The following is a 23,844-nucleotide window of genomic DNA, read 5'->3' as shown; positions in this document are numbered from 1 at the left end:
GCGATTATAGCGGGCGCAGTCCTCGACGCAGCCTCACAGAGCGCTGTGGTTATACGCGGTGCAACAACGCCGAACAGAGCGTGCAGCGGGAGTGTCTGATATCGGGAAAACATCACTCAGCCCTTGTATAGTTGCGCCACTTTCCCCGGAGGTCCTTATGCGTACTCGTTCCCGTGTCATCGGCGGCGTGCTGGCCGTCTCCCTGTTCACCCAACTGACCGCTTGCGGCACGCTGTTCTACCCCGACCGCCGTGGGCAGATCGATGGCCGGATCGATCCCGCCATCGCCGCGTTGAACGCGGTAGGGCTGATTTTCTATCTCATCCCCGGCCTGATCGCCTTTGGCATCGACTTCGCCACCGGCGCGATCTACCTGCCCGACGACAACTACTCCATGGCCCCGGAAAAACTGCAGGAAGCCATCGGCGCCGATGGCGTGATCGACCAGGCCAAGCTCAAGGCGATCATCGAGACCGAAACCGGACGCAGTCTGCCCCTGGATGATCCTCGCCTGATCCAGCACAACGGCAGCGTCGAGCAACTTGCCGCCTTCGGACTGCGTCCGGCCGCCTGATGCAGCACACCCGCGAGCGCAAAGGCGTCAGTGCCGAACACGCCAGATTGATGCGACGCGCCACGCGACTGGCGCTGGCCGTCGCGCTGACGCTGGCCGCGAGCAAGGCGCTGGCCTGGTGGTTGAGTGGCTCGGTCAGCTTGCTGGCGGGGCTCACCGACTCACTGCTGGACGGCGCCGCCTCGCTGCTCAACCTGTTGGCGGTGCACTACTCACTGCGCCCCGCGGACGAGGATCATCGCTATGGCCACGGCAAGGCCGAAGCACTGGCCGGGCTTGGTCAGGGTGCCTTCATTTCGGTGAGTGCGATTCTGGTCTGCGTCCAGGGCGTCGATCGCATGCTGCATCCTGAGCCGCTGGGCGCACCCACGCTGGGCATCGCGGTGATGCTGCTGTCACTGGCGCTAACAGTGGCGCTGCTGATGTATCAACGCCGCGTGGTGCGCGAAACCGGCTCCACGGCGATCCGTGCCGACTCGTTGCATTACCGTTCCGACCTGCTGCTCAACAGCAGCATCCTTGTCGCGCTGGTACTCGCCGGTTATGGCTGGGAACGGCTTGACGCCGTATTCGGCATCGCCATCGCCGTCTACATCTTCTGGAGCGCGCTGAGCATCGTCCGCGAGGCCGGTGCGGTACTGATGGATACCGAGCTCCCGCCCGAGATCAGCGAGGACATGCATCGGTTGGCCTGCGATGTACCCGGCGTGGTTGGCTGTCATGACCTGCGCACCCGCGTCTCGGGCACCCGCTGGTTCGTGCAGATGCACCTGGAGTTGCCCGGAAATCTGCCGCTGATCGAGGCTCACGCACTCTGTGACCAGGTCGAAGGCGCCATCCACGCCAAGTACCCGCGCGCCGAGGTGCTGGTGCATGCCGATCCGCTGGAAGTGGTGAGGCCCCAACCCAGCCTGGAACCGACCACCAGCCCATAAAAAAAGACCACGTGGCGAGACGTGGTCTTTTTTCAATACTGCTCTGAATTCGCTGGCCGCTTGTGGCGGATTCTTTGACAGCGCCTTGTGGGCGGTGCTGGCCCGGACCGATGACCTCGGTAAGGTATACGGTTGGCGCGGCGGGGTAAGTACCGCGTCAGTTCTGCCGGGGGCTGAAGTTGGATAAAGCTTACGCCCCGCGCCCCGACAGATGTTTGCGAAAATTGCTCATATCAAGGCCTGTTGCGCAATCATTGCGCCCGGATGCATAGTTACGCGCAACCAAACCCCGCGAGTAGCCAATCATGAGCAAACTGGATCGCTACGACCTGCGTATTCTTGCCGAACTGCAGCACGACGCGCGCATTTCCAATCAGGATCTGGCCGAGCGCATCGGCCTTTCACCGTCGCCCTGTTCGCGGCGGGTCAAACAGCTCGAAGACGACGGCTACATTGCGCGCCAGGTCGCCCTGCTCGACCGCAAGAAGCTCGGCCTGACGTTGACCGCCTACGTGCTGATCGGCATGGACCGGCACACGCCGGAGCGCTTCGAACACTTCGAAGGAATGATCGGGAAATGCCCGGAAGTGCTCGAATGCAGCCTGGTCACAGGGATGGACGCCGACTATCAACTCAAGGTCGTGGTACCGGACATGGACCACTATCAGGCCTTTCTGCTTGGCACACTGACCCGCATCGAAGGTGTCACCAGCGTGCGGTCAAGCTTTGTCCTGCGGCAGGTGTCATCGAGTACCGAACTGCCACTGGAGCATTTGCGAGGCTGAGACACCGCTCACACTTGCAACCCACACAGCTCGAAGGGCTATTACCTATAATTCGCGCCTTTCTATTCTGCTCACCTCCGAATGGTTTCTGGCAGGCGCAGCGATCAGCCTTCGTGCAAGGGAAATGCCTCATGAAAGACACCAACCGCGTCATGCAGAGCTACGGCCGCTGCTGCGCGAGCGCAGACTTCTTCGACGACTTCTATGCCTCCTTTCTGGCCAGCTCGCCGGCAGTGCGGGAGAAGTTCGTCAAAACCGACATGACGGCGCAGAAACAGCTGCTGCGGGCCGGCATCCTCAATTTGGTCCTGTTCGCCCGCGGCATGCCCGACACCAAACTCCAGGCCTTGGGCAAGAGCCACTCTCGCGGCCATCTGGACATCCGTCCCGAGCTCTATGACCTCTGGATCGCCGCGCTGCTGAAAACCATCGGTCAGCATGATCGGCAGCTGGAAAAAGAAGACCTTCAGGCCTGGCGCACAGTGCTCAACAAGGGTATCGACGTTATCAAGTCCCACTACTGATCAAGCACCCAAGCTCGAAACAGCCTCCCGTTCGAACCCATCTAGCGCTGCGCCGTCCAATCTCCCGGAGCAGCTGAGCGCCCGCCGCGGGCGTATACTGCACCGCTGCCGCGCCCCATCAGCCTCGGGCGCATTCGTCGATGTCAGTCAGGAGTAACGCGTGGAGCCTGAAGTATTTGAGAAGTGGATGATGATCGTCCTGGTCGGCGGCCTGATGGCCTTCATGGCGTTCATCATCTGGGACCTGGCGAAGAAGTCGAAAGCCGGGCGCCTTGGCACTGCCATTCTGTTTCTGGGCTTGGGCCTGTGCCTGTTTGCCTTTCTGGCGAAGCCGATCATCGGCTATGTCATCGAAGTGACCCAGGGCATTCCGCACTGATCGCTTGGCCCTGCCGACGCCTCACAACTGCGCCGCCACTTCCCGCCACTCGCCTGGCTGCAGACCGTCCAGCGACCAGGGCCCGATCCTGACCCGCACCAGCCGCAGCGTTGGCAGACCGACCGCTGCGGTCATCCTGCGCACCTGACGGTTACGCCCTTCACGAATCACCAGTTCCAGCCAACTGGTCGGCACGCTCTTGCGAAACCGCACCGGCGGAGTGCGCGGCCACAGCTGCGGCTCGTCGAGCGCCCGGGCTTCGGCGGGCAGCGTCATGCCATCGTTGAGCTCGACCCCCTCGCATAGCCGCCGCAGCTGTTCGGCGCTGATTTCGCCTTCCACCTGCACCCAGTAGGTTTTCGCCAGCTTGTGTTTGGGGTCGGCTATGCGCGCCTGCAGCTGTCCGTCATTAGTCAGCAGCAGCAGGCCTTCGCTGTCGCGATCCAGCCGCCCGGCCGGGTAAACACCCGGCACTGGCACGAAGTCCTTCAGAGTGGCGCGACCATCGGCATCGTTGAACTGGGTGAGCACATCGAACGGCTTGTTCAACAGCAACAGGCGCGGTTCCGCAGGCGGCGCCTTGGCGACCCGGCGGGGTTGAGTGCGACCTTGAACAGAGCGCGGTGGGCGTGGGGGTGAAGTACGCGACATAACGAGGCCTTCATGAACAGGCCGGCCATGCTAGGGCGAGCCCTGCCAGCCGGCAAGCGACAGTGCCATTCCGGCTGAACCTATGAACGCGGCGCATACGGCAGCCGGTATCGCTGGCTCAATCCATCTACGAAACACCCAATGGCCAGCCGTGGATGTAGAAAGCGACATCCATCCTACCCAAGCCCCCACAGATTCATCTCGCCACACGACCGCGCCCCAGGATGGCGTGGAGCGATGCGACACCCGCCAATACGTCGAACGCCAACAGGCGAAGCGCACCAGTGCGGTGCATGGCGTGCCCCGCCGTCTCATGGGACGCCCCGAAATCGGACGACCGGGGCCTAGTGCTCCATTAGAGCGCATTTCCCAAACGCGCCAGAAGCACCGAATCAGAGGGCTTACAGTGAATTGGCACGGATGCTGCGATAGCGCTCCCTGTCCCAAAGGACCAACCCCACAGTTGCGCATGGACAGCCAAGGAGCCGCCCACAATGAAACGCCGTCCCCTACTGAAGTCCACCCTCGCCGCCAGTGCCCTGATGCTCAGCGGTCTGTTCCCGTTCACCCTGCAGGCCGCCGAGACCATCAAGGTCGGCATCCTGCATTCGCTGTCCGGCACCATGGCCATTTCAGAAACATCCCTGAAAGACATGGCGCTGATGACCATCGACGAAATCAACGCCAACGGCGGCGTATTGGGCAAGCAGCTCGAGCCGGTGGTGGTCGACCCTGCGTCCAACTGGCCGCTGTTCGCTGAAAAAGCCCGGCAGCTGCTGACCCAGGACAAGGTCGCGGTGACCTTTGGTTGCTGGACGTCGGTTTCGCGTAAATCCGTGCTGCCGGTCTTTGAAGAGCTCGACGGCCTGCTCTTCTACCCAGTGCAGTACGAGGGCGAAGAGATGTCGCCGAACGTCTTCTACACCGGCGCGGCGCCAAACCAGCAGGCCATTCCGGCCGTCGAGTACCTGATGAGCGAAGACGGCGGCAGCGCCGAGCGCTTTTTCCTGCTCGGCACCGACTACGTCTACCCGCGAACCACCAACAAGATCCTGCGCGCCTTCCTGATCAGCAAGGGCGTACCGGAATCGAACATCGAAGAGGTCTACACCCCCTTCGGCCACAGCGATTACCAGACCATCGTCGCCGACATCAAGAAGTTCTCCGCAGGCGGCAAAACCGCCGTCGTTTCGACCATCAACGGCGACTCCAACGTGCCGTTCTACAAGGAATTGGCCAACCAGGGCCTGGAAGCGACCGACGTGCCGGTCGTGGCCTTCTCGGTCGGTGAAGAAGAACTGCGCGGCATCGATACTAAGCCGCTGGTGGGTCACCTGGCCGCGTGGAACTACTTCCAGTCGGTGGAAAACCCGGTCAACGACAAGTTCGTGAGCCAATGGAAGGCCTACGCCAAGGAAAAAGGCCTGCCGGGTGCTGACAAGGCGGTGACCAACGATCCGATGGAAGCCACCTACGTCGGCATCCACATGTGGGCGCAGGCGGTCGAGAAGGCAGGGACTACCGACGTCAAGCCCGTGGTCAAGGCGCTGGCCGGCCAGACCTTCGAAGCACCGAGCGGCTACACCCTGACCATGGACGAGAAAAACCACCACCTGCACAAGCCGGTGATGATCGGCGAAGTCCAGGACGACGGTCAGTTCTCGGTGGTTTGGGAAACCGAAAGTCCGGTCCGCGCCCAGCCGTGGAGCCCGTACATTCCGGGCAACGACAAGAAGCCGGATCACCCGGTGAAGTCGAACTGAGGATGGCCTTCGTGATGGATGGATGAAGCACCGACTACGCGTCCCGATCCACCCTACGTCAGCTCGACTCCGCAGGTGGATGCCCTCTGGGCATCCACCTCGATCGTCGCCAGCTCCATCAAGAGAGCCCGCGGCACCCCTTGGGGAATGCACAGATGAACACTGCCCTGTACCGAATATTTCTGCTGCTCTTGCTGGCCCTGCCCTGGGCAGCCCACGCCGGAGACGCAGCCGACTACGCCAAGGCGAGCTCGTCCAAGCAGGCCAAGCTCCTTGAAGAATGGGCCATCGCGCCGGTCCCCGAGCGCCTGGCATTGATCGAAGCGCTGCGTGCCAGCCGCGTCGTCATCGACAAGAACAAGACCCCCTTTCTTAACGACGGCGACACATATCGTGCCTTCGAAGGCGACGCCGAACCCGTCGGCACGCCGAAGAAACTGCGCTTGAACAACCGTTTACGCGGCTTGCTCAACACCGCGCTGGCCAGCCATCGGTTGTTCTCAGACGACCCAGCAGACCGTCTCAGCGCCGCCAAGCGCCTGCAGCGCAGTGGTCAACCGGAGCAGCTTCCACTCCTGCAACAGCGCCTCGAGGCGGAAGATGACCCGGCCGTACGCGAAGCCCTTACCCTGACGCTGGCCAACCTGCAACTGAGCGCAGAAGACCCCGCCGTGCGCCTGGCCGCCGTACGCCTGCTCGGCGAAACCGGCGCGCCGCTGGCCCGTGTCCGTCTGGAAAACCTGCTCGCCGATGAGACGGAAACCGACGCCACCGTACGCAAGGCCGCTGAAACCAGCCTCACCCAGGTCAAACGCAAACTGTTGATTGGCGAGCTGCTCGGCCAGGCGTTCAGCGGATTGTCGCTGGGCTCGATCCTGCTGCTCGCGGCGCTGGGCCTAGCCATCACGTTCGGCCTGCTGGGCGTGATCAACATGGCCCACGGCGAGATGCTCATGCTCGGCGCCTACACCACCTACATGGTGCAAGTGCTGATGGCCCGACTCATGCCGGATGCGTTGGCCTTCTACCCGCTGGTGGCGCTGCCGGTGGCCTTCTTTGTGACCGCCGCCATCGGCATGGCGCTGGAACGCACCGTGATCCGTCACCTCTACGGTCGCCCGCTGGAAACCCTGCTGGCCACCTGGGGTATCAGCCTGATTCTGATCCAGCTGGTGCGCGTAATGTTCGGCGCGCAGAACGTCGAGGTCGCCAACCCCGGCTGGCTCTCCGGCGGCCTGCAAGTACTGCCGAATCTTGTGCTGCCCTACAACCGCATGGTGATCATTGGCTTTGCGCTGTTCGTGGTACTGCTGACCTGGCTGTTGCTAAACAAGACTCGCCTCGGCCTGAACGTGCGAGCCGTGACCCAGAACCGCAGCATGGCTGCCTGCTGCGGCGTGCCGACCGGGCGTATCGACATGATGGCCTTCGGCTTGGGCTCGGGTATCGCAGGGCTCGGCGGCGTGGCGCTCTCGCAAATCGGCAACGTCGGCCCGGACCTGGGACAGGGCTACATCATCGACTCCTTCCTGGTTGTGGTGCTCGGCGGCGTTGGTCAGCTGGCCGGCAGCATCTTTGCCGCGTTCGGCCTCGGCATCGCCAACAAGATCCTCGAACCGCAGATTGGCGCCGTGTTAGGCAAGATCCTCATCCTCGCGCTGATCATCCTGTTCATCCAGAAGCGTCCGCAGGGGTTGTTCGCGCTGAAAGGGAGGGTGATCGATTGATTTCCTCATCGACTCACCGCCTGCATCGCCGTAGGAGCGAGCTGGCTCGCGAACCGCGCTACACGCCGAGCTGCAGAACGCAGAATTTCCACGGCGTTACGCCACGCCTTGCATGCGTATCGGCTTGCGTGCAGGTACCAACCCTTTGTTCGCGAGCAAGCTCGCTCCTACAGGAGAGCTGCGCATGAACCAGCCACTCACCGTCACAGCCGCGCAGAAAGCCGGCCCGACACTCACAGTCGTTGCCCTCGGCTTGGTGCTGGTCATCCTGCTGGCGATGCCGCTGCTGCACCTGCTCCCCGCAGACAACGCCTTTCACGTCTCGGCCTACACCCTCACGCTGGTGGGCAAGATTCTCTGCTACGCCATCGTCGCCCTGGCGCTGGATCTGGTCTGGGGTTACGCCGGCCTGCTGTCCCTCGGCCACGGTCTGTTCTTTGCCCTCGGTGGCTACGCCATGGGCATGTACCTGATGCGTGAAAGCGCAGGCGACGGCTTGCCCGCGTTCATGAGCTTTCTCGCCTGGACCGAACTGCCCTGGTACTGGTACGGCACCTCCAGCTTTCTTTGGGCGATGTGTCTGGTGGTGCTGGCGCCGGGGCTGCTGGCCTTCGTGTTCGGCTTCTTTGCCTTCCGTTCGCGGATCAAAGGCGTGTACTTCTCGATCATGACGCAGGCGCTGACCTTCGCCGGCATGCTGTTGTTCTTCCGTAACGAAACCGGCTTCGGCGGTAACAACGGTTTCACCGGATTCACCCGCATCCTCGGCTTCGACATCACCGCACCAGCCACCCGTGCGGCGTTGTTCTTCGCGACGGTACTGCTGCTGACCGGTAGCCTGCTGCTGGGCTGGCAGCTGGCGCGCAGCAAGTTCGGTCGGGTGCTGACGGCCCTGCGTGATGCGGAGAACCGGCTGATGTTCTGCGGCTACGATCCGCGAGGCTACAAGTTGTTCATCTGGACCCTTTCGGCAGTGCTTTGCGGGTTGGCCGGTGCGCTCTACGTGCCGCAGGTGGGCATCATCAACCCCAGCGAGATGGCGCCGACGCAATCCATCGAAGCCGCCGTCTGGGTTGCCCTTGGCGGGCGCGGCACGCTGATCGGCCCGCTGCTCGGTGCTGGCATCGTCAACGGCATGAAGAGCTGGTTCACCGTGGCTTTCCCCGAATACTGGCTGTTCGCTCTCGGTGCGCTGTTCATCGTTGTCACCCTGTACCTGCCGAAAGGCGTCATCGGATTGCTGCGCCGGAGGGGCGAACAATGAAAACCGCACCCGTACCCGAACTGATCGAACCAACAGATGCACTCGGCAGCGGCCGCGACGCCATCGGCCTTGGCCGGGTGAAGACCAAAGGTCTTGATGCCCGTCACGGCACCATCCTTAGCCTGGAAGACATCAACGTCAGCTTCGACGGTTTCAAGGCGCTGACCAACCTCAGCCTCTACATCGGCGTCGGCGTCGGCGAACTGCGCTGCATCATCGGCCCCAACGGCGCCGGCAAGACCACCATGATGGATGTCATCACCGGTAAAACCCGACCCGACAGCGGCACCGCTTTCTTCGGCGACACCCTCGACCTGACGCGCATGAGTGAAGTCGAGATTGCCCAGTCCGGCATCGGTCGAAAATTCCAGAAACCCACGGTATTCGAGGCACTCAGCGTGTTCGAGAATCTCGAACTGGCGCAGAAGACAGACAAATCGGTGTGGGCCAGCTTGAAAGCCAAGCTCAACGGCGAACAGCGCGACCGCATCGACGAAGTCCTCGCCACCATTCGCCTGAATACGTCGCGCAATCGCCCGGCCGGGCTGCTGTCCCACGGCCAGAAGCAGTTTCTGGAAATCGGCATGCTCTTGATGCAGGACCCGCAACTGCTGCTGCTCGACGAGCCCGTGGCGGGCATGACCGACGCCGAAACCGAGTTCACCGCCGAGCTGTTCAAAAGCCTGGCGCGCAAGCACTCGCTGATGGTGGTCGAGCATGACATGGGCTTCGTCGACACCATTGCCGATCACGTGACCGTGCTGCATCAGGGCCAGGTGCTGGCCGAGGGTTCGCTGCAGACCGTGCAGAACGATGAGCGCGTGATCGAGGTGTATCTGGGGCGGTGAATGCTTCGGCGCCGTTCGTCCATCGAGGCCGCATGAAGGTGGATGGGTGAAGCGTCATCCACCGCCCGGCAACGTAGGGTGGATAACGCCGCAGGCTTATCCACCGAAAACGGCGGAGCCTTTTCCACGCGCACCCGGTAGGCCTGGCCGGACCCCGGCGTCCGCATCATCGCAAGCTAATCGTAGGGTGGATAACGCCAGAGGCTTATCTGGCTTATCCACCAAAGTGAAGGAGTCGCACATGCTGCAAGTCCAGCAACTGCATCAGTACTACGGCGGTAGCCACATCCTGCGAGGCTTGTCGTTCGACGCCAGGGTCGGCGAAGTCACCTGCCTGCTCGGGCGCAACGGCGTCGGCAAGACCACGTTGCTGAAATGCCTGATGGGCCTGATCCCGGCCAAGGAAGGCGCGGTGACCTGGGAAGGCAAGCCGATCACCGGCTTCAAACCGCACCAGCGCGTGCACGCCGGGATTGCCTACGTGCCCCAGGGACGCGAAATCTTTGGTCGGCTGACCGTCGAAGAGAACTTGCTGATGGGCCTGTCCCGTTTCAGTGCCAAGGAAGCCAAGGAAGTACCCGAGTTCATCTACGAGCTGTTTCCGGTACTCAAGGAAATGAAGCACCGCCGTGGCGGCGACCTGTCCGGCGGCCAACAGCAACAATTGGCCATCGGCCGCGCGCTGGCGAGCAAGCCGCGCCTCTTGATCCTCGACGAACCCACCGAAGGCATCCAGCCCTCGGTGATCAAGGAAATCGGCGCGGTCATCAAGAAACTCGCCGCGCGCGGCGACATGGCGATCTTGCTGGTCGAACAGTTCTACGACTTCGCCGCCGAGCTGGCCGACCAGTACCTGGTGATGAGCCGCGGCGAGATCATCCAGCAAGGCCGCGGCGAGACCATGGAGGCCGAGGGCGTGCGGGGGCTGGTAGCGATATAGCGCTCAAGCCGTCCTGATTCGACAGCCACCCGCTGGCGGAATTCTGGCTTTCTGGCCGCACTCAAACAGCGGCGAGCCTATCCGCCGTATTCGCCTATCAACACCCTTAGCCGACCGGCTCCAGCCGTCGGGGGCAACAGGCTGCTGATCTTGGCCGCCTGACGCAGTAAGCTCCCTGAGTCGGCCGCATACGGCCTGCCTAACAGACAAGAGGTCCCTGCATGAACAACGTGGTTTTCATCACGGGTGCAACATCCGGCTTCGGCCGAGCCACTGCCCGCCGCTTTGCCGAGGCCGGCTGGGCGCTGGTCCTGACCGGGCGCCGCCAGGAGCGGCTCGAAGCGCTGCAGCAAGAACTGTCGGCCAAGGTCCCGGTGCACATCGCCACGCTCGACGTACGTGACGCCGAGGCGGTGAAGCAGGTGGTTGCCGAGCTGCCCGCAGGCTTCCGCGAGGTCAAGGCATTGATCAACAACGCAGGCCTGGCGCTCGCCCCGGAGCCGGCGCAGAAGGTCGACCTGCGCGACTGGCACACCATGATCGATACCAACGTGACGGGGCTGGTCAACGTCACCCACGCGCTCCTGCCGCGCCTGATCGAAACGGGCAAAGGCGCAAGCATCATCAGCATCGGCTCGGTTGCCGGCCACTGGCCGTATCCGGGCGGCCACGTCTACGGCGCCACCAAGGCATTCGTCGAGCAGTTCAGCTACAACCTGCGCTGCGACCTGCTGGGCACGGGCGTTCGGGTCACCGACATTGCCCCCGGCATGGCCGAAACCGAATTCACCCTGGTCCGCACCAAGGGCAACCAGGACGCTTCCGACAAGCTCTACCGCGGCACCACTCCGCTGACCGCCGAGGACATCGCGGAGCAGATCTTCTACGTCGCGACCCTGCCGGACCACATCAACATCAACCGCCTCGAAGTGATGCCCACCCGGCAGGCGTGGTCGCCTTTCAACATCGATCGGGACCAGTAAAGTCGGCATCGAGGGATGCATGAGCTTCGCCTCCAGGCTAAGTGCCTCGTAACGGCGAAGGCATGCGTCCCACTTTCGGTGATGCCTCAGTTCGAGTACTGCATCAGGCATCACGAAGATGGACGAGCTGTGCGGTAAGCAGGCAGATGGGCCAGCTCGGCGTTGGAAGCGAGCCAGCTGTCAGGGGGAACCGATCATGACCGGTCGCCCTGCAGGGCGTGAAGAGAATCGAGAGTAACTGCAGAAGCCTGTCACCGAAGCGGCCCAAGAGGGCCGTTTGGCTGTGGAGGTTACTCGATCTCCTTGCGAACGATCTTGCCTCCCTCCACCACGGCCATGGTCGTCGGCGTAATGAAGCCGCCGTTTTCGGTCATGCCCTGTACGGAGTAGAGGTTGAACTTCGGGTCCATGCTCTTGAGCGCTTCCTCCATTTTTGCTCTTACCTGCTGCGGCTCGGTGCTGCCAGCCAGTTCCATGGCCTTGACCAGTGCGTGGAAAGCCAGGTAGTTGTAGGCAGCTTCGGAGCCCGGCACTTTGCCATGCGCTTTTTTGTACCGCTCGACGAAGGCCTTCGCCTCCTCACCGTCGTATTCGGACAGCGGCACCACACCGATCGCGCCTTCCAGCAGTTCCAGCCCGCCCGTGACGGCGGCGATCTCATCCAGTTTGGCCTGATCCATGACGATAAAGCCGCCCTGGAAACCCATCTGACGCGCCTGCTGCATGACCAGCCCAGTGGGCTCCGAGGCGCCGCCAACAAACATCACATCCGGGTTCGACGCGATCACCCGGCTCACACCGGTATAGAAATCGGCCGATTTGTTGTAGTCCATGGGATTGCTTTCGACGATCTCGCCGCCCTTCTGCTCCCAGGCTTTGGTGATCATGTCGGTCCAGATTTTCGCGTACTCGTGCGTTGCGCCGGCGATGCCGAGTTTCTTGCCGTTATGCTCGAGCGCGTAGTCAGAAAAGGCATCGACATAGCCGGTGAATTCCGGCGGGATACGCACGGTCAGCGGATTGCCCTGCTCAGTTACCGACGGCACGCTGGTGTAGGCCATGATCAGGAAGTCGTCGGCAACGTTGAAGTCCTGCAGCGCGAACACGCCGCCGGTATGGGGGACGAAAACCGCCGCGGCATTCGACTCCTTCACCAGCCGCTTGGCGTTGGTCGCGGCCTGGCTCGGCGAGTACTTGTCATCGAGGCTGATGAGGTTGACCTTGTAGGTTTCGTCTCCAACCTTGATGCCGCCTGCCTCGTTGGTGTCCTCAACTGCCATGCGCAAGCCCGACAGGGTGTTCTCGCCATAGAGTGCAGCGCCGCCGCTGAGCGGGCCGGTAAAACCAATGTTGAGCGTCTGCTCGGCATATACACCGCTGGCCTGGGCCGCGGTCAGGGTGGCAATCGCCAGTCCAAGCGCTTTGAGCGTTTTCATTGTTGTCTCCTTGGTCATGACTGATCAGGCGCCGATGTAGGCTTTGCGCACGGCTTCGTTACCCAGCATGGCCTGCTGGTCACCTTCCATCACCAGGCTGCCGCCCTCGATGACGTAGGCGCGGTGGGCGATCTTCAAGGCTGCGAAGGCATTCTGTTCGGCCAGCAGCACGCTTGTGCCGGACTTGTTGATGCGGGAAATCACCTCGAACATCTGGTTGACCACCAGCGGCGCCAGCCCGAGCGAGGGCTCGTCGAGCATCAACAGCCTTGGTCGGCTCATCAGCGCGCGCCCGATCGCCACCATTTGCTGCTGGCCACCGCTGAGCGAGCCGGCGGGCTGGTTGCGCTTGTCGTGAAGAATCGGGAACAGGTCCAACACCTCCTGCAGGTTGCGCTTGTTCCCCGCACTGTCGCGGCGGTGCAGGTAGGCGCCGAGCGCGAGGTTCTGCGCCACCGACATCTGCGGGAACAGCTTGCGTCCCTCCGGGCAATGCACCACGCCGGCGGCGACCAGCGCTGACGGCTTGAGCCCATCGATGCGCTTGCCCTCCAGCGTGATGCTTCCGGCAGTCGGCTTGAGCAGCCCGCTGATGGTGTTGAACAAGGTGGTCTTGCCCGCGCCATTGGCGCCGAGCAGGACCACCAGCTCGCCGACGCCAACCGTCATTGAGACCTCGGTGAGTGCCTTGAAGCTGCCGTAGCAGACATCGACCCGATCAAGCTGCAGCATCGTAGTCACTCCCCAGGTAGGCTTCGATGACGGCCGGGTTCGCCTTGATCTCGGCGGGCGTACCCTCGGCGATTTTCTCGCCGTAGTTGAGCACCATGATCTTGTCCGCCAGCCCCATGATCATGTCCATCTTGTGTTCGATCAGGCACACGGTCAGGCCGTGCTCGGCCATCTTGCGGATCAGCAGCGTAAGGCCTTCGGTTTCCTCCGGGTTGACGCCCGCCGCCGGCTCATCGAGCAGCACCAGCTTCGGTTCGGTAGCCAGCGCCAGGGCGAAGGCGACGCGCTTGCGTTCTTCCTGAGAGATATCCAGCACCACCCGATTTTCCAGATGCGCCAGACCAACGAAGTCCAGCGCGGCGCGGGCCTTCTCGCGGCATTCACGCTCCTCGCGCTGCAGACGCTTGGAGTTGATCAACACGTCCCACAGGCCCGAATGGGTGCGCAAACGGTGGCCGACGATGAGGTTGTCGAGCACAGTAGCCTGCTCGAACAGGTGCGTGGTCTGGAAGGTACGGCCGACACCGAGCCGGGCGACATGGTCGCAGCGCATCCGCGACACGTCATGCCCGTCAATGAGGATGCGTCCCGAGCTGGGCTTGTGTACGCCGGAAATCAGGTTGAAGAAGGTGCTCTTGCCGGCGCCGTTGGGGCCGATGATGGCGTTGATCTTGCGCGCTTCGAACTCAATGCTGACATCGTGCACTGCCGCGAGGCCGCCGAACATCTTCGTTAAGTTTTCGACCTTAAGCATTGTTGTTCACCTCGCTGCCTGGGGTGACTTTGCTACTGGCTTTTGGGTCTTGAGCCCGCGCCGCTTCAGTGTCCTTGCGCAGTTTCCAGCCGAGGAAAGTGCCGGTGACACCGCGCGGCATGAAGATCACCAGCACCACGATCAGCGGGCCGAAGATGATCATCCGGTAGTCCTCGAGGAACTGCAGCGACTGGGTGATCCAGACCACTCCAACAGTACCGACCAGCGGTCCGAACAGGGTGCCGAAGCCGCCGACCAGCAGGTAGGTGATCATGTCGAAGGTATGGTTCGGGTTGGCCTCCTCCGGACCGATGAAGCGGATCATCGAGGCATAGAGCGCTCCGGCGATACCGGCGTAGGTAGTAGAGAGCACGAACGCCAGCAGCTTGTTGCGCATCAGGTCGATGCCCAGCGATTGGGCCAGCGCATCGCCGTTGCGGATCGCCATAAAGGTGCGCCCCAACAGGGAGCGCGCCAGGCGACCGGCGAACCAGATCGCCAACAGCAGAAACAACAGCGCCAGGTAGTAGAACGGCACCGTCTGGCTGAAGTCCACCAGCCCGAAGCCGTCCGGCGCCGCAATGCTCCGGATGCCGATGGCGCCGTGGGTCAGCTCCTCCCACTTGTCGATCAGCAGGTAGATGATGAAGCCGACGCACAGCGTGAAGATGGCGAAGAAGTGCTCCTTCAAGCGCAGCGAGACGATGCCGACCAGCGCGCCAACCGCAGCGGAAACCAGCGCCGCCGCCACGAACGCCGGCCAGAAATTCCAGCCATGGTCAGCAGTAAGGATGGCCAGCGCATAGGCGCCGATGGCGAAGAAGCCGCCGTGGGCCAGGTTCAGTTGCCCGCAGTAGCCGGTGATGATGTTCAGGCCGTACACCGCAATGGCCCAAATAAAAGCGCTGGCCATCACGTAGACCTGGTACTCGCTTTTGGCGAACAGAGGGAACGCAAGGGCCAAAGCCAGCAGGACCAGCTTGCAGCCGCGACCAGTCAGTAACGAGGCGAACCGATGCATCAGTGAGCCCCCTTGGCGAACAGCCCGGTCGGGCGGAAGGACAGGATCACCACCAGCAACGAGAAGGCGATGATGTCCTTGTAATCCGAAGACAGGTAGAAGCCGCCGAAGCTCTCGGCAAAGCCGAGGATCATTGCCCCGATGATGGCGCCGGGAATGCTGCCCATGCCGCCGAGCACGATGATGACGAAGGCCTTCATGATCACCAGATGCCCCATCGCCGGGTACACCAGGTTGATCGGCGCATAGAGTGTCGCGGCAAAAGCCGCGAGCATGCCGGAGATGGCGAAGGTCAGCATCGCCACGCGGTTGGAGTCGATGCCGACGAGGAAGGCACCTTCACGGCTCTGCGCCATGGCGATGATGGTCGAGCCCAGCATCGTCTTGCGCAGGAACAGGTGCAGCGCCAGCATCAGGGTAAAGGCGCCGACGATGATCAACAGGCGCTGCTCGGGAATGATCAGCCCGTCGAAATTGAGGATGCCAGCATAGGGCGAGGCCATGCGGCGGAAGTCCGAACCCCAGAACATCTGCACCACCGCTTCGAGAAACAGCAGGATGCCGATGGCGGCGATCTTGTCGTGAATCGGCGGGGCATTGCGCAGCGGGTGAAACACCAATCGCTCGCAGAGCACCGCCAGCGCGGCCACCACCAGACCGGACAGCAGCATGGCGATCCAGTAATGCAGGCCCAGATCGGTCATGAAAAAGAACGACGCGAAGGCCCCCACCATGTAGAGCGCGCCGTGGGCGAAGTTGGGAATGTGCAGGATGCCGTAGACGAGCGTCAGGCCAAGGGCGACCAGCCCGTAGATGCTGCCCAAGGTCAAGCCGTTGAGCACTTGCTGAAACAATAGATTCAATGCGGCGTCTCCGTGGATCTTGTTTTTATGGGTGCCACCGAGCGATTACCGTGTGCCGCCAGACAAGCGGGTCGAACGCTCGACCGCCGCTGGGCATCGGAACTGCGCCTGACTGACATTGGCACTCGCTTGCACCCTCGTCAAACGAGCCGCTTGGAAGAGATAAAGGCCCATAAAGCAGCGTGATGCTGGCAACAATCTGTTTCAGCGACTCTCCAGCCTGTGCAGAGCGAGCCTTAATGCATAACGGGTCAAATCAAGCGGAACGCGCCATTAAAACGTTGGGTCATTCGCACCAAATTGGTTCGCTATGGATGTTGTGGCTTTACGATGCACCAATCGGGGGCGTCAGCGGCCGATAGCCGAGCCGCATGGACCGGTTCATTTATCGCCTTACCACCCCGCGAGCCCGTTCAGCGCACCGCCATGGCGCGGGAGGCATGACAATTGCTCGACGTCAGTCATCAATATGCTGACTTCCGGCTCATGACTGCCCTTACCCCGTTGTTCACGCCTCATTGGAATGCCGAACTCGAACTGGCCTACGCCCGCTTCGACGGCTCGACACGTCCGGTGTTGCGCCGCCACAGCGGGCCGCTGAGAGTGCAGAAGCATCTCTATCCCGAAGGGCCGGAAGTCTGTCAGCACATCATCGTGCACCCGCCGGGCGGTATAGCTGGTGGCGACCGACTGGATATCAGCGCCTCGGTCCGCAGCGGCGCCTGGGCACAGCTGACCAGCCCTGGCGCGGCGAAGTGGTACCGCGCTGGCGGCCCGGCGTTCCAGAACGTGCAATTGCGCGTCGAGGCCGGCGCGACGCTGGAATGGCTGCCGCAGGAAACCATCGTCTATTCGGCGGCACAGGCCGAGCTCACCACGACCATCGAACTGGAGGGCAACGCCCGGTTGTTCTATTGGGACATCATTGCGCTGGGCCGACCGGCCAGTGGCGAGCGCTTCGATGCGGGCCACTTTCAGGCACAGCTGAATATCCGCCGCGACGGTGACCTGCTCTGGCACGAACGCCAGCGTGTGGTGGGCAACGATGGCCTGCTGGATTCGCCAATCGGTCTCGATGGTCAGCCGGTGTTTGCGACCATGATTGTCAGCGGCGAGATCCACGCTGATCTGATGGAGCGCTGCCGTGAATTGCCCGGCCGCGTGCGCGGCGACCTCACGCAATTGCCCGGCTTGGTAGTAGCGCGCTGCCTCTGCGACGAAGCGCTGCATGCGCGCGCCTGGTTGATCGATTTATGGCGGCTATTGCGCCCCGAACTGCTGGGCCGCGAGGCGGTGGCGCCACGAATCTGGAGTACGTGAATGAGCGGTGGGCAAGGCTGCGCCGTTGCCCACCCAACCCTGGCGCGCCTGCGTGCGCGCTGCACTGAATAACGCTGCGTGGTCTGCCGCCACGAGCCGGTGGATGTGAACAGTGACATCCACCCCACGACTGGAGCTGTTATGGATTTGTCGCCAAGAGAAAAAGACAAGATGCTGATCTTCACCGCCGGGCTGGTGGCTGAGCGCCGTCTCGCCCGCGGGTTGAAGCTCAACTACCCGGAAGCGATGGCCTACATCTCCGCCGCCCTGCTAGAAGGTGCCCGCGACGGCCAGACGGTCGCCGAGCTGATGCACTTCGGCACCACCCTGCTAAGCCGCGAGCAGGTGATGGAAGGCGTGCCGGAAATGATTCCGGAGATCCAGGTCGAAGCGACCTTTCCGGACGGCACCAAGCTGGTCACGGTGCACCAACCTATTCCCTGAAACGCGGGTCAATGTCTACTGCAGCCGAATTGAACCGTTACTGAAGGAACTCAACGTGCAGATACGTGACGCCCTGGATGCCGACCTCGCAGGCATCCTAGAGATCTACAACGACGCGGTGCAGAACAGCACGGCGATCTGGAACGACAAGGTCGTCGACCTCGAGAACCGCCGCGCCTGGCTGGCCGAGCGCCACGAACAGGGCTACCCGGTGCTGGTCGCGATTGACGATCAAGGACAGGTGGCCGGCTATGCCTCCTTCGGCCCCTGGCGCCCGCACGACGGTTTCCGCCACACCGTGGAGAATTCCGTCTACGTGCGCCCCGGCCAACGCGGTGGCGGCGTGGGCCGCAGCCTGATGCAGGCGCTGATCAAGCGCGCCCGCGAAATGCATAAGCACGTGATGATCGCGGCCATCGAGAGCGAGAACCGCGCGTCCATCCACATGCATCAGCAGCTTGGCTTCATCCACGCGGCCCAGATGCGCCAGGTGGGCTGCAAGTTCGGCCGCTGGCTGGACCTGACCATGATGCAACTGACCCTGAACAGGACGTCCCAGCCATGATCCCCGGCGAATACCAGATTCAGGACGGCGAGATCGAGCTCAACGCCGGCCGCCTCACCTTGACGCTCAACGTGGCCAACAGCGGCGACCGGCCGATTCAGGTCGGCTCGCACTACCACTTCTTCGAAACCAACGACGCGCTCGCCTTCGACCGGGCTGCCGCTCGCGGCATGCGTCTAAACATTCCGGCCGGCACCGCGGTGCGCTTCGAGCCGGGGCAGAGCCGCGAGGTGGAGCTGGTCGAGCTGGCCGGTGATCGGCGGGTGTTTGGCTTTGCCGGGCGGGTGATGGGCGCGCTCTGATTACAGATTCGCAGGGTGGATGGCCACCCCGTGGAAAACGCCGAAGGCTTTTCCACCACCCAGATTGCTGGTGGACAAGCTTCGCGTTGTCCACCCTACGGACAGGATGAGATTCAATGAAGATTTCCCGCCAAGCCTACGCCGACATGTTCGGCCCCACCGTCGGCGACAAGGTGCGCCTGGCCGACACCGACCTGTGGATCGAGGTCGAGAAGGATTTCACCACCTACGGCGAGGAAGTGAAGTTCGGCGGCGGCAAGGTGATCCGCGATGGCATGGGCCAGGGCCAGCTGTGCGCTGCGGATGTGGTCGATACGCTGATCACCAACGCGCTGATCCTCGACCACTGGGGCATCGTCAAGGCTGACGTGGGTTTGAAGGATGGCCGCATCGCTGCCATCGGCAAGGCGGGTAACCCGGACATTCAGCCCGACGTGACCATCGCCATCGGCGCGGCGACGGAAGTCATCGCCGGCGAAGGCATGATCCTCACCGCGGGCGGCATCGACTCGCATATCCACTTCATCTGCCCACAGCAGATCGAAGAGGCGCTGATGAGCGGCGTCACCACCATGATCGGTGGCGGCACCGGACCAGCCACCGGCACCAACGCCACCACGGTGACCCCCGGCCCCTGGCACATGGCGATGATGCTCAAGGCCGCTGACGCCTTCCCGATGAACATTGGCTTCACCGGCAAGGGCAACGCGTCACTGCCCGAACCGCTGATCGAGCAGGTCAAGGCCGGCGCCATCGGGCTGAAGCTGCATGAAGATTGGGGCACCACCCCGGCGGCCATCGACAACTGCCTGAACGTGGCAGACCAGTACGACGTGCAGGTGGCCATCCACACCGACACGCTGAACGAATCCGGTTTTGTCGAAACGACACTGGGCGCGTTCAAGGGCCGCACCATCCACACCTACCACACCGAGGGTGCCGGTGGCGGTCATGCGCCGGACATCATCAAGGCCTGCGGCTTGCCCAACGTGCTGCCCAGCTCGACCAACCCGACCCGGCCGTTCACCAAGAACACCATCGATGAGCACCTGGACATGCTCATGGTCTGCCACCACCTGGACCCGAGCATCGCCGAGGACGTGGCGTTTGCCGAATCACGCATTCGCCGCGAGACCATCGCCGCCGAAGACATCCTCCACGACCTCGGCGCCTTCTCGATGATCAGCTCCGACAGCCAAGCCATGGGCCGCGTCGGTGAAGTGATCACTCGCACCTGGCAGACCGCCGACAAGATGAAAAAGCAGCGCGGCGCCCTGCCGGGCGACGGCGCGAGCAACGACAACTTCCGCGCCAAGCGCTACATCGCCAAGTACACCATCAACCCGGCGATCACCCATGGCGTCAGCCATGAAGTGGGTTCCATCGAAGTGGGCAAGTGGGCCGATCTGGTGCTGTGGCGCCCGGCGTTCTTTGGCGTCAAGCCGACGCTGATCCTCAAGGGCGGCGCCATCGCCGCGAGCCTGATGGGCGACGCCAACGCCTCGATTCCGACCCCGCAGCCGGTGCACTACCGTCCCATGTTCGCCAGCTACGGCGGCTCGCTGCATGCCTCGAGTTTCACCTTTATCAGCCAGGCTGCGTTCGAGGCCGGCGTGCCAGAGCAGTTGGGGCTGAAGAAGAAGATCGGGGTGGTGAAAGGCTGCCGCTCGGTGCAGAAGAAAGACCTGATCCACAATGACTACACACCGGACATCCAGGTCGACCCGCAGAACTACCAGGTTCGCGCCGACGGCCAGCTGCTCTGGTGCGAACCGGCCGAAGTACTGCCAATGGCGCAGCGGTACTTTCTGTTCTGACCGCGTTGGTAACCCGGCGCGACTTAGTCACCCCGCCGCATGTGCGGGGTCGATATCCTCCGCTGTACCGGATTGAAGCGGAGCGCCACCCCGCCATCCTTGATAAAAAAAACTGCGCGATTCGAGCTCCGCTGATCGGAGCCTGAACCTCCCCGAGTCGATTCAAACGCCCCCTCAAAAAAGCGAAAGAATATTCAGGCCAGCTGCTTGCGACTTGCTCTGCCTGTTGATTGATGCACGAATTTCAACCGTACGGTTGATTAGGCAAACAAGGCAGTGAACTACCTTCTCGACTACCCAAGCGCAACACCCGCCCCAAGGACGCAAGGATGCGAAGCGCCGCCAGCTACCAAGGCTCAAGGTAGGCATTGCTGGCAACGCTTCAGGAAACGTTGTGCGCTGCGGGTAACCGCGTCGGCCAAAAACAACAACAGGCTGCGCGACCGATAAATCCAGGGAGAAACAACCAATGTTCAAATTCAACGCGCTGTTCGCTGCCGTCCTAGCGGTATCCGCCAGCCAGGCGTTCGCCGCCAGCAGTGAAGCGACTATCGAGCAAACCGGTAAGAATCAGCTCGCCAACGTCTATCAGGAAGGCGTCGGCCAGACTTCCGAGGTATACCAGACCGGCTTTTTCTATCGGAACACCGCTACCACCCAGCAATCAGGTCAGGACAACTTTTCCCAGGTGACCCAAGACGGCGCTTGGCACGACGCAACCGTTATCCAAACCGGCATGGAAGGCCAGGTCACCATTACCCAGAACAACTGGAACAACGACACCACCGTCACTCAGGCTGGCTCCCTGAACATCGCTGACGTAACCCAGACCGGTTGGAACAATGACGTCGAGCTCAACCAGGAAGGCGCATACAACGACACCACCGTTGATCAAGCCGGCGAAAGCAACGACGCTTTCATCGATCAAACCGGCCAAGAGAGCTCTATCCTGGTAAGCCAAACCGGCAACGAAAACGTCGCTGACATAGATCAAACAGGTCTTGGTAGCACTGTTGACCTGATGCAGCTGGGCAGCGAAAACTTCGCCATGGTCGACCAGAGCAGTGAATCGAGCAGGGTCAGCGTGTTGCAGGACGGCGCACTCAATATCGCCACCGTGGATCAGGCAGGATTTGCCAATACCGCCAACGTCAGCCAAATGGGCAACGGCAACAGGGCAACCGTCACGCAGCGCTAATCAGGCCGCGTCGCCACGCTTCGGCTAACGATTAAAACCCCAGGCCTCCACGATGGGCCTGGGGTTTTTGTTTGCAGCTCCTGAGCCGAGGCAACTCGCGAGATGCAGGGCCAGCACCAATGCTCTGGCAGAACTGCACCACTGCCGCTCTAGAGCAAACGAGCGTCTGTCTCGCGTTGCTTCGAAAGTCTCCAAACACACACTGCCACGGATTCCTGGCCGCTCATCACCGCACGCTTCTCCTTGCCACCGCCTGGCATCGCCTGCAAAGCACGTAATTGGTGCATCGAAGAGGGTTGTGTGAGCCATCGATGCACTTTCGAACCAGAAGTGAATGTCTTTTCAGGCAAACCCGCACCCGCGCTTGTATACAGATCACCCACCGAACCAAGCCGGGACGTCTACGCTTCCGGCAGCGAGGCTGCGCTGCGCCCAATAATCAACCTCCTGATTTCGCGACTGCTGCCTTACGCGGAACAAGAACTGCATACAAAAACCAACGATAGTCATGCACAGAGCACCCACCTATGAATCACGACGATTTCCGGATCAAGCAGATCGACCCTACTCTGTATAACGAGGACCTCGCCCCACTCGCCCCCAACAAGCGCAAGTGGGGCTGGTTCGAGATCTTCAACGTCTGGTCCAACGATATCCAGAGCCTGTTCGGCTATACCCTGGCCGCGACGCTGTTCATCAGTTATGGCCTGAATGGCTGGGCAGTACTGGCCGGGATCGTGCTGGCGGGTTTCATCGTCATGGGGTTGGTGCAGCTGACCGGCAAACCGAGTGTGAAGTACGGCATCCCCTTCCCGGTCATGGCGCGTGCCAGCATGGGCGTACGCGGGGCGAACTTCCCGGCCGTGGTGCGAGGCATCGTGGCGATCTTCTGGTACGGCGTGCAGACCTACTTCGCTTCGACCGCGGTGGCGCTGCTGATCCGCACGTTGTTCGGTCAAGGCTCTGAAGCGTCTTTGCTGGGGCTGACTACCATCGACTGGATCGCCTACGTGATCGTCTGCGTATTCCAGGTTGCATTGTTCGTGAGAGGCGTGGACTGGGTGACGCGCTTTCTGAACTGGGCCGGGCCGCTGGTCTATGTAGTGATGATCGCGATGATGATCGCCATCTGCTACAAGGCCGGCCCCAGCCTCGCGGGCGCGCTGGGTACCATTTTCAGTGGCACTGGCAGCTATGCCGGCGGGCCGATTGCTGCCTTCGCTGCGGTGGTCGGCACCATGGTCGCCTACTTCGCGGCGGTGGTAATCAACTACGGTGACTTTGCCCGCTTCGTGAAGAACGAGCGGCAGATGCGTATCGGCAACTTTCTCGGCCTACCGGTGAGCCTGGCGATCTTCTCGCTGATCGCCCTGGTGATCACCGCCGGAACCGTGGTGGTGTTTGGCGAAACCTTGACCAACCCCACCGATATCGTGGCGCGCATCGACAATGTCGGCCTGACGCTGATCGCCGCAGTCACTTTCTTCGCCGCCACAGTGGGCATCAACCTGGTCGCCAACTTCATCCCACCGGCCTATGACATCGCCAACCTGGCACCTGCACGCATCAGTGCGCGCACCGGTGGCTACATTACCGCTGCGATCGCCTTCTTCATCGGTGCGCTTTGGGTGTCGTTCATCAGTGCGGTGGGCATCGCCGCCTTCGTAGACACCCTGGGCGCGGTACTGGCGCCGCTGTACGGCATCATCGTGGCGGACTACTACCTGGTGCGCCGCCAGCGGCTGGATGTGCAGCAGCTGTTCTCGGCAGCGCCCAACTCGACCTACTACTTCAACGCCGGCTGGAACCGCAAGGCGATCATCGCCTTCGGTATCAGCTCTGTGTTCTCGGTGGCTTCGGTCTGGATGCCGGGGCTGGAAAGCCTGTCCGGCTTCGCCTGGCTGCTGGGCGCACTGTTCGGCGCCGTGGTGCACTACCTGCTGATGCGCAAACACATCGTACCGGCTGGCGAGACACCTCCGCTGACACCCCAGGTGTAAGCCGCCTATCCGAGTCGAG

General features: G+C 62.1%; 24 protein-coding genes. 18 read left to right on the top strand and 6 right to left on the bottom strand.

Translation table 11 applies throughout. The annotated features are described in order from the left end of the window. Positions 1 to 157: 157 nt before the first annotated feature. From ALTERO38_RS01980 to ALTERO38_RS01960, 5 genes are all read left to right on the top strand, one after another. A complete protein-coding gene (locus tag ALTERO38_RS01980; RefSeq protein ID WP_159967081.1) occupies positions 158 to 574 on the top strand; it encodes a polyribonucleotide nucleotidyltransferase in 417 nt (138 codons plus the stop codon). Continuing rightward, complete coding sequence (locus tag ALTERO38_RS01975; protein ID WP_159967080.1) at positions 574 to 1,509, top strand: cation diffusion facilitator family transporter; 936 nt, start codon at positions 574 to 576, stop codon at positions 1,507 to 1,509. Before ALTERO38_RS01980 ends, ALTERO38_RS01975 begins: the two co-directional genes overlap by 1 nt. Before the next feature lie 305 nt (positions 1,510 to 1,814). After that, positions 1,815 to 2,294, top strand: a complete 480-nt coding sequence (locus tag ALTERO38_RS01970) for an Lrp/AsnC family transcriptional regulator (protein WP_019340274.1) — start codon at positions 1,815 to 1,817, stop codon at positions 2,292 to 2,294. 131 nt (positions 2,295 to 2,425) lie between these two features. Beyond that, the gene (locus ALTERO38_RS01965) at positions 2,426 to 2,818 is read left to right on the top strand and encodes a globin (RefSeq protein ID WP_102837419.1); all 393 of its coding nucleotides are present in this window, start codon (positions 2,426 to 2,428) and stop codon (positions 2,816 to 2,818) included. A gap of 160 nt (positions 2,819 to 2,978) precedes the next feature. After that, positions 2,979 to 3,197, top strand: coding sequence for a DUF2788 domain-containing protein (locus ALTERO38_RS01960; RefSeq protein WP_046161811.1), 219 nt, complete (start codon positions 2,979 to 2,981; stop codon positions 3,195 to 3,197). A 21-nt stretch (positions 3,198 to 3,218) separates the two neighbouring features. Here ALTERO38_RS01960 and ALTERO38_RS01955 read toward each other — a convergent pair whose 3' ends face one another. Further along, positions 3,219 to 3,848, bottom strand: a complete 630-nt coding sequence (locus ALTERO38_RS01955; RefSeq protein WP_159967079.1) for a pseudouridine synthase — start codon at positions 3,846 to 3,848, stop codon at positions 3,219 to 3,221. A 494-nt stretch (positions 3,849 to 4,342) separates the two neighbouring features. Here ALTERO38_RS01955 and urtA point away from each other — a divergent pair, with 494 nt between their 5' ends. The 6 genes from urtA (at position 4,343) to ALTERO38_RS01925 (ending at position 11,373) form a co-directional block, all read left to right on the top strand. Further along, complete coding sequence (gene urtA, locus ALTERO38_RS01950; protein WP_102837421.1) at positions 4,343 to 5,611, top strand: urea ABC transporter substrate-binding protein; 1,269 nt, start codon at positions 4,343 to 4,345, stop codon at positions 5,609 to 5,611. 155 nt (positions 5,612 to 5,766) lie between these two features. Further along, positions 5,767 to 7,338, top strand: a complete 1,572-nt coding sequence (gene urtB, locus ALTERO38_RS01945; protein WP_159967078.1) for an urea ABC transporter permease subunit UrtB — start codon at positions 5,767 to 5,769, stop codon at positions 7,336 to 7,338. A 184-nt stretch (positions 7,339 to 7,522) separates the two neighbouring features. After that, entirely contained in the window at positions 7,523 to 8,602 is a 1,080-nt protein-coding gene (gene urtC, locus ALTERO38_RS01940; RefSeq protein WP_159967077.1) for an urea ABC transporter permease subunit UrtC, read from the top strand. Further along, positions 8,599 to 9,450: an urea ABC transporter ATP-binding protein UrtD gene (gene urtD, locus ALTERO38_RS01935; RefSeq protein WP_159967076.1), complete on the top strand. Its 852-nt coding sequence runs from the start codon at positions 8,599 to 8,601 to the stop codon at positions 9,448 to 9,450. The genes urtC and urtD overlap by 4 nt, the downstream gene beginning before the upstream one ends. Before the next feature lie 241 nt (positions 9,451 to 9,691). Further along, the gene (urtE, locus tag ALTERO38_RS01930) at positions 9,692 to 10,390 is read left to right on the top strand and encodes an urea ABC transporter ATP-binding subunit UrtE (RefSeq protein ID WP_159967075.1); all 699 of its coding nucleotides are present in this window, start codon (positions 9,692 to 9,694) and stop codon (positions 10,388 to 10,390) included. 221 nt (positions 10,391 to 10,611) lie between these two features. Then, positions 10,612 to 11,373, top strand: coding sequence for an SDR family oxidoreductase (locus tag ALTERO38_RS01925; protein ID WP_102837426.1), 762 nt, complete (start codon positions 10,612 to 10,614; stop codon positions 11,371 to 11,373). Positions 11,374 to 11,663: 290 nt separating this feature from the next. Here ALTERO38_RS01925 and ALTERO38_RS01920 read toward each other — a convergent pair whose 3' ends face one another. Genes ALTERO38_RS01920 through ALTERO38_RS01900 form a run of 5 tightly spaced genes read right to left on the bottom strand, consistent with a single transcriptional unit; the run spans position 11,664 to position 16,179 of the window. Beyond that, positions 11,664 to 12,809 (bottom strand): ABC transporter substrate-binding protein, encoded by a 1,146-nt coding sequence (locus tag ALTERO38_RS01920; RefSeq protein WP_159967074.1) that lies wholly within the window; start codon positions 12,807 to 12,809, stop codon positions 11,664 to 11,666. 24 nt (positions 12,810 to 12,833) lie between these two features. Next, positions 12,834 to 13,541 carry an ABC transporter ATP-binding protein gene (locus tag ALTERO38_RS01915; RefSeq protein ID WP_102837428.1) on the bottom strand — a complete coding sequence of 236 codons (708 nt, stop codon included), beginning with the start codon at positions 13,539 to 13,541 and terminating at the stop codon, positions 12,834 to 12,836. Further along, positions 13,528 to 14,295: an ABC transporter ATP-binding protein gene (locus ALTERO38_RS01910; protein WP_102837429.1), complete on the bottom strand. Its 768-nt coding sequence runs from the start codon at positions 14,293 to 14,295 to the stop codon at positions 13,528 to 13,530. The genes ALTERO38_RS01915 and ALTERO38_RS01910 overlap by 14 nt, the downstream gene beginning before the upstream one ends. Continuing rightward, complete coding sequence (locus ALTERO38_RS01905; RefSeq protein WP_159967073.1) at positions 14,288 to 15,316, bottom strand: branched-chain amino acid ABC transporter permease; 1,029 nt, start codon at positions 15,314 to 15,316, stop codon at positions 14,288 to 14,290. Before ALTERO38_RS01905 ends, ALTERO38_RS01910 begins: the two co-directional genes overlap by 8 nt. Further along, positions 15,316 to 16,179, bottom strand: a complete 864-nt coding sequence (locus ALTERO38_RS01900; protein WP_073298949.1) for a branched-chain amino acid ABC transporter permease — start codon at positions 16,177 to 16,179, stop codon at positions 15,316 to 15,318. The genes ALTERO38_RS01905 and ALTERO38_RS01900 overlap by 1 nt, the downstream gene beginning before the upstream one ends. 486 nt (positions 16,180 to 16,665) lie before the next feature. Here ALTERO38_RS01900 and ALTERO38_RS01895 point away from each other — a divergent pair, with 486 nt between their 5' ends. From ALTERO38_RS01895 to ALTERO38_RS01865, 7 genes are all read left to right on the top strand, one after another. Continuing rightward, positions 16,666 to 17,499, top strand: coding sequence for an urease accessory protein UreD (locus ALTERO38_RS01895; protein ID WP_159967072.1), 834 nt, complete (start codon positions 16,666 to 16,668; stop codon positions 17,497 to 17,499). Positions 17,500 to 17,640: 141 nt separating this feature from the next. Next, a complete protein-coding gene (gene ureA / locus ALTERO38_RS01890) occupies positions 17,641 to 17,943 on the top strand; it encodes an urease subunit gamma (RefSeq protein WP_102837432.1) in 303 nt (100 codons plus the stop codon). Between the two features lie 55 nt (positions 17,944 to 17,998). Next, entirely contained in the window at positions 17,999 to 18,508 is a 510-nt protein-coding gene (locus tag ALTERO38_RS01885) for a GNAT family N-acetyltransferase (protein WP_148925276.1), read from the top strand. Next, a complete protein-coding gene (locus ALTERO38_RS01880) occupies positions 18,505 to 18,810 on the top strand; it encodes an urease subunit beta (protein ID WP_159967071.1) in 306 nt (101 codons plus the stop codon). Before ALTERO38_RS01885 ends, ALTERO38_RS01880 begins: the two co-directional genes overlap by 4 nt. Before the next feature lie 116 nt (positions 18,811 to 18,926). Continuing rightward, positions 18,927 to 20,627: an urease subunit alpha gene (gene ureC / locus ALTERO38_RS01875; RefSeq protein ID WP_102837435.1), complete on the top strand. Its 1,701-nt coding sequence runs from the start codon at positions 18,927 to 18,929 to the stop codon at positions 20,625 to 20,627. A 469-nt stretch (positions 20,628 to 21,096) separates the two neighbouring features. Next, positions 21,097 to 21,825, top strand: a complete 729-nt coding sequence (locus tag ALTERO38_RS01870) for a hypothetical protein (protein WP_102837436.1) — start codon at positions 21,097 to 21,099, stop codon at positions 21,823 to 21,825. Positions 21,826 to 22,352: 527 nt separating this feature from the next. Continuing rightward, positions 22,353 to 23,825: an NCS1 family nucleobase:cation symporter-1 gene (locus ALTERO38_RS01865; RefSeq protein ID WP_159967070.1), complete on the top strand. Its 1,473-nt coding sequence runs from the start codon at positions 22,353 to 22,355 to the stop codon at positions 23,823 to 23,825. Positions 23,826 to 23,844 lie beyond the last annotated feature (19 nt).

Source organism: Pseudomonas sp. 9Ag (assembly GCF_902506445.1).
GTDB lineage: Bacteria > Pseudomonadota > Gammaproteobacteria > Pseudomonadales > Pseudomonadaceae > Stutzerimonas > Stutzerimonas stutzeri_AB.
Note: the sequence above shows the minus strand (reverse complement) of the source record. Positions and strands in the feature narration are given on the sequence as shown.

Bases quoted from the DNA above. Each gene is read 5' to 3' on its own strand.
- urtE (WP_159967075.1), top strand. From the start codon at position 9,692: ATGCTGCAAGTCCAGCAACTGCATCAGTACTACGGCGGTAGCCACATC.
- ALTERO38_RS01925 (WP_102837426.1), top strand. From the start codon at position 10,612: ATGAACAACGTGGTTTTCATCACGGGTGCAACATCCGGCTTCGGCCGA.
- ALTERO38_RS01970 (WP_019340274.1), top strand. From the start codon at position 1,815: ATGAGCAAACTGGATCGCTACGACCTGCGTATTCTTGCCGAACTGCAG.
- ALTERO38_RS01955 (WP_159967079.1), bottom strand. From the start codon at position 3,848: ATGTCGCGTACTTCACCCCCACGCCCACCGCGCTCTGTTCAAGGTCGC.
- ALTERO38_RS01975 (WP_159967080.1), top strand. From the start codon at position 574: ATGCAGCACACCCGCGAGCGCAAAGGCGTCAGTGCCGAACACGCCAGA.
- ALTERO38_RS01965 (WP_102837419.1), top strand. From the start codon at position 2,426: ATGAAAGACACCAACCGCGTCATGCAGAGCTACGGCCGCTGCTGCGCG.
- ureA (WP_102837432.1), top strand. From the start codon at position 17,641: ATGGATTTGTCGCCAAGAGAAAAAGACAAGATGCTGATCTTCACCGCC.
- ALTERO38_RS01920 (WP_159967074.1), bottom strand. From the start codon at position 12,809: ATGAAAACGCTCAAAGCGCTTGGACTGGCGATTGCCACCCTGACCGCG.
- urtC (WP_159967077.1), top strand. From the start codon at position 7,523: ATGAACCAGCCACTCACCGTCACAGCCGCGCAGAAAGCCGGCCCGACA.
- ALTERO38_RS01905 (WP_159967073.1), bottom strand. From the start codon at position 15,316: ATGCATCGGTTCGCCTCGTTACTGACTGGTCGCGGCTGCAAGCTGGTC.
- ALTERO38_RS01915 (WP_102837428.1), bottom strand. From the start codon at position 13,541: ATGCTGCAGCTTGATCGGGTCGATGTCTGCTACGGCAGCTTCAAGGCA.
- ALTERO38_RS01880 (WP_159967071.1), top strand. From the start codon at position 18,505: ATGATCCCCGGCGAATACCAGATTCAGGACGGCGAGATCGAGCTCAAC.
- ureC (WP_102837435.1), top strand. From the start codon at position 18,927: ATGAAGATTTCCCGCCAAGCCTACGCCGACATGTTCGGCCCCACCGTC.
- ALTERO38_RS01910 (WP_102837429.1), bottom strand. From the start codon at position 14,295: ATGCTTAAGGTCGAAAACTTAACGAAGATGTTCGGCGGCCTCGCGGCA.
- urtD (WP_159967076.1), top strand. From the start codon at position 8,599: ATGAAAACCGCACCCGTACCCGAACTGATCGAACCAACAGATGCACTC.
- urtB (WP_159967078.1), top strand. From the start codon at position 5,767: ATGAACACTGCCCTGTACCGAATATTTCTGCTGCTCTTGCTGGCCCTG.
- urtA (WP_102837421.1), top strand. From the start codon at position 4,343: ATGAAACGCCGTCCCCTACTGAAGTCCACCCTCGCCGCCAGTGCCCTG.
- ALTERO38_RS01980 (WP_159967081.1), top strand. From the start codon at position 158: ATGCGTACTCGTTCCCGTGTCATCGGCGGCGTGCTGGCCGTCTCCCTG.
- ALTERO38_RS01870 (WP_102837436.1), top strand. From the start codon at position 21,097: ATGTTCAAATTCAACGCGCTGTTCGCTGCCGTCCTAGCGGTATCCGCC.
- ALTERO38_RS01895 (WP_159967072.1), top strand. From the start codon at position 16,666: ATGACTGCCCTTACCCCGTTGTTCACGCCTCATTGGAATGCCGAACTC.
- ALTERO38_RS01865 (WP_159967070.1), top strand. From the start codon at position 22,353: ATGAATCACGACGATTTCCGGATCAAGCAGATCGACCCTACTCTGTAT.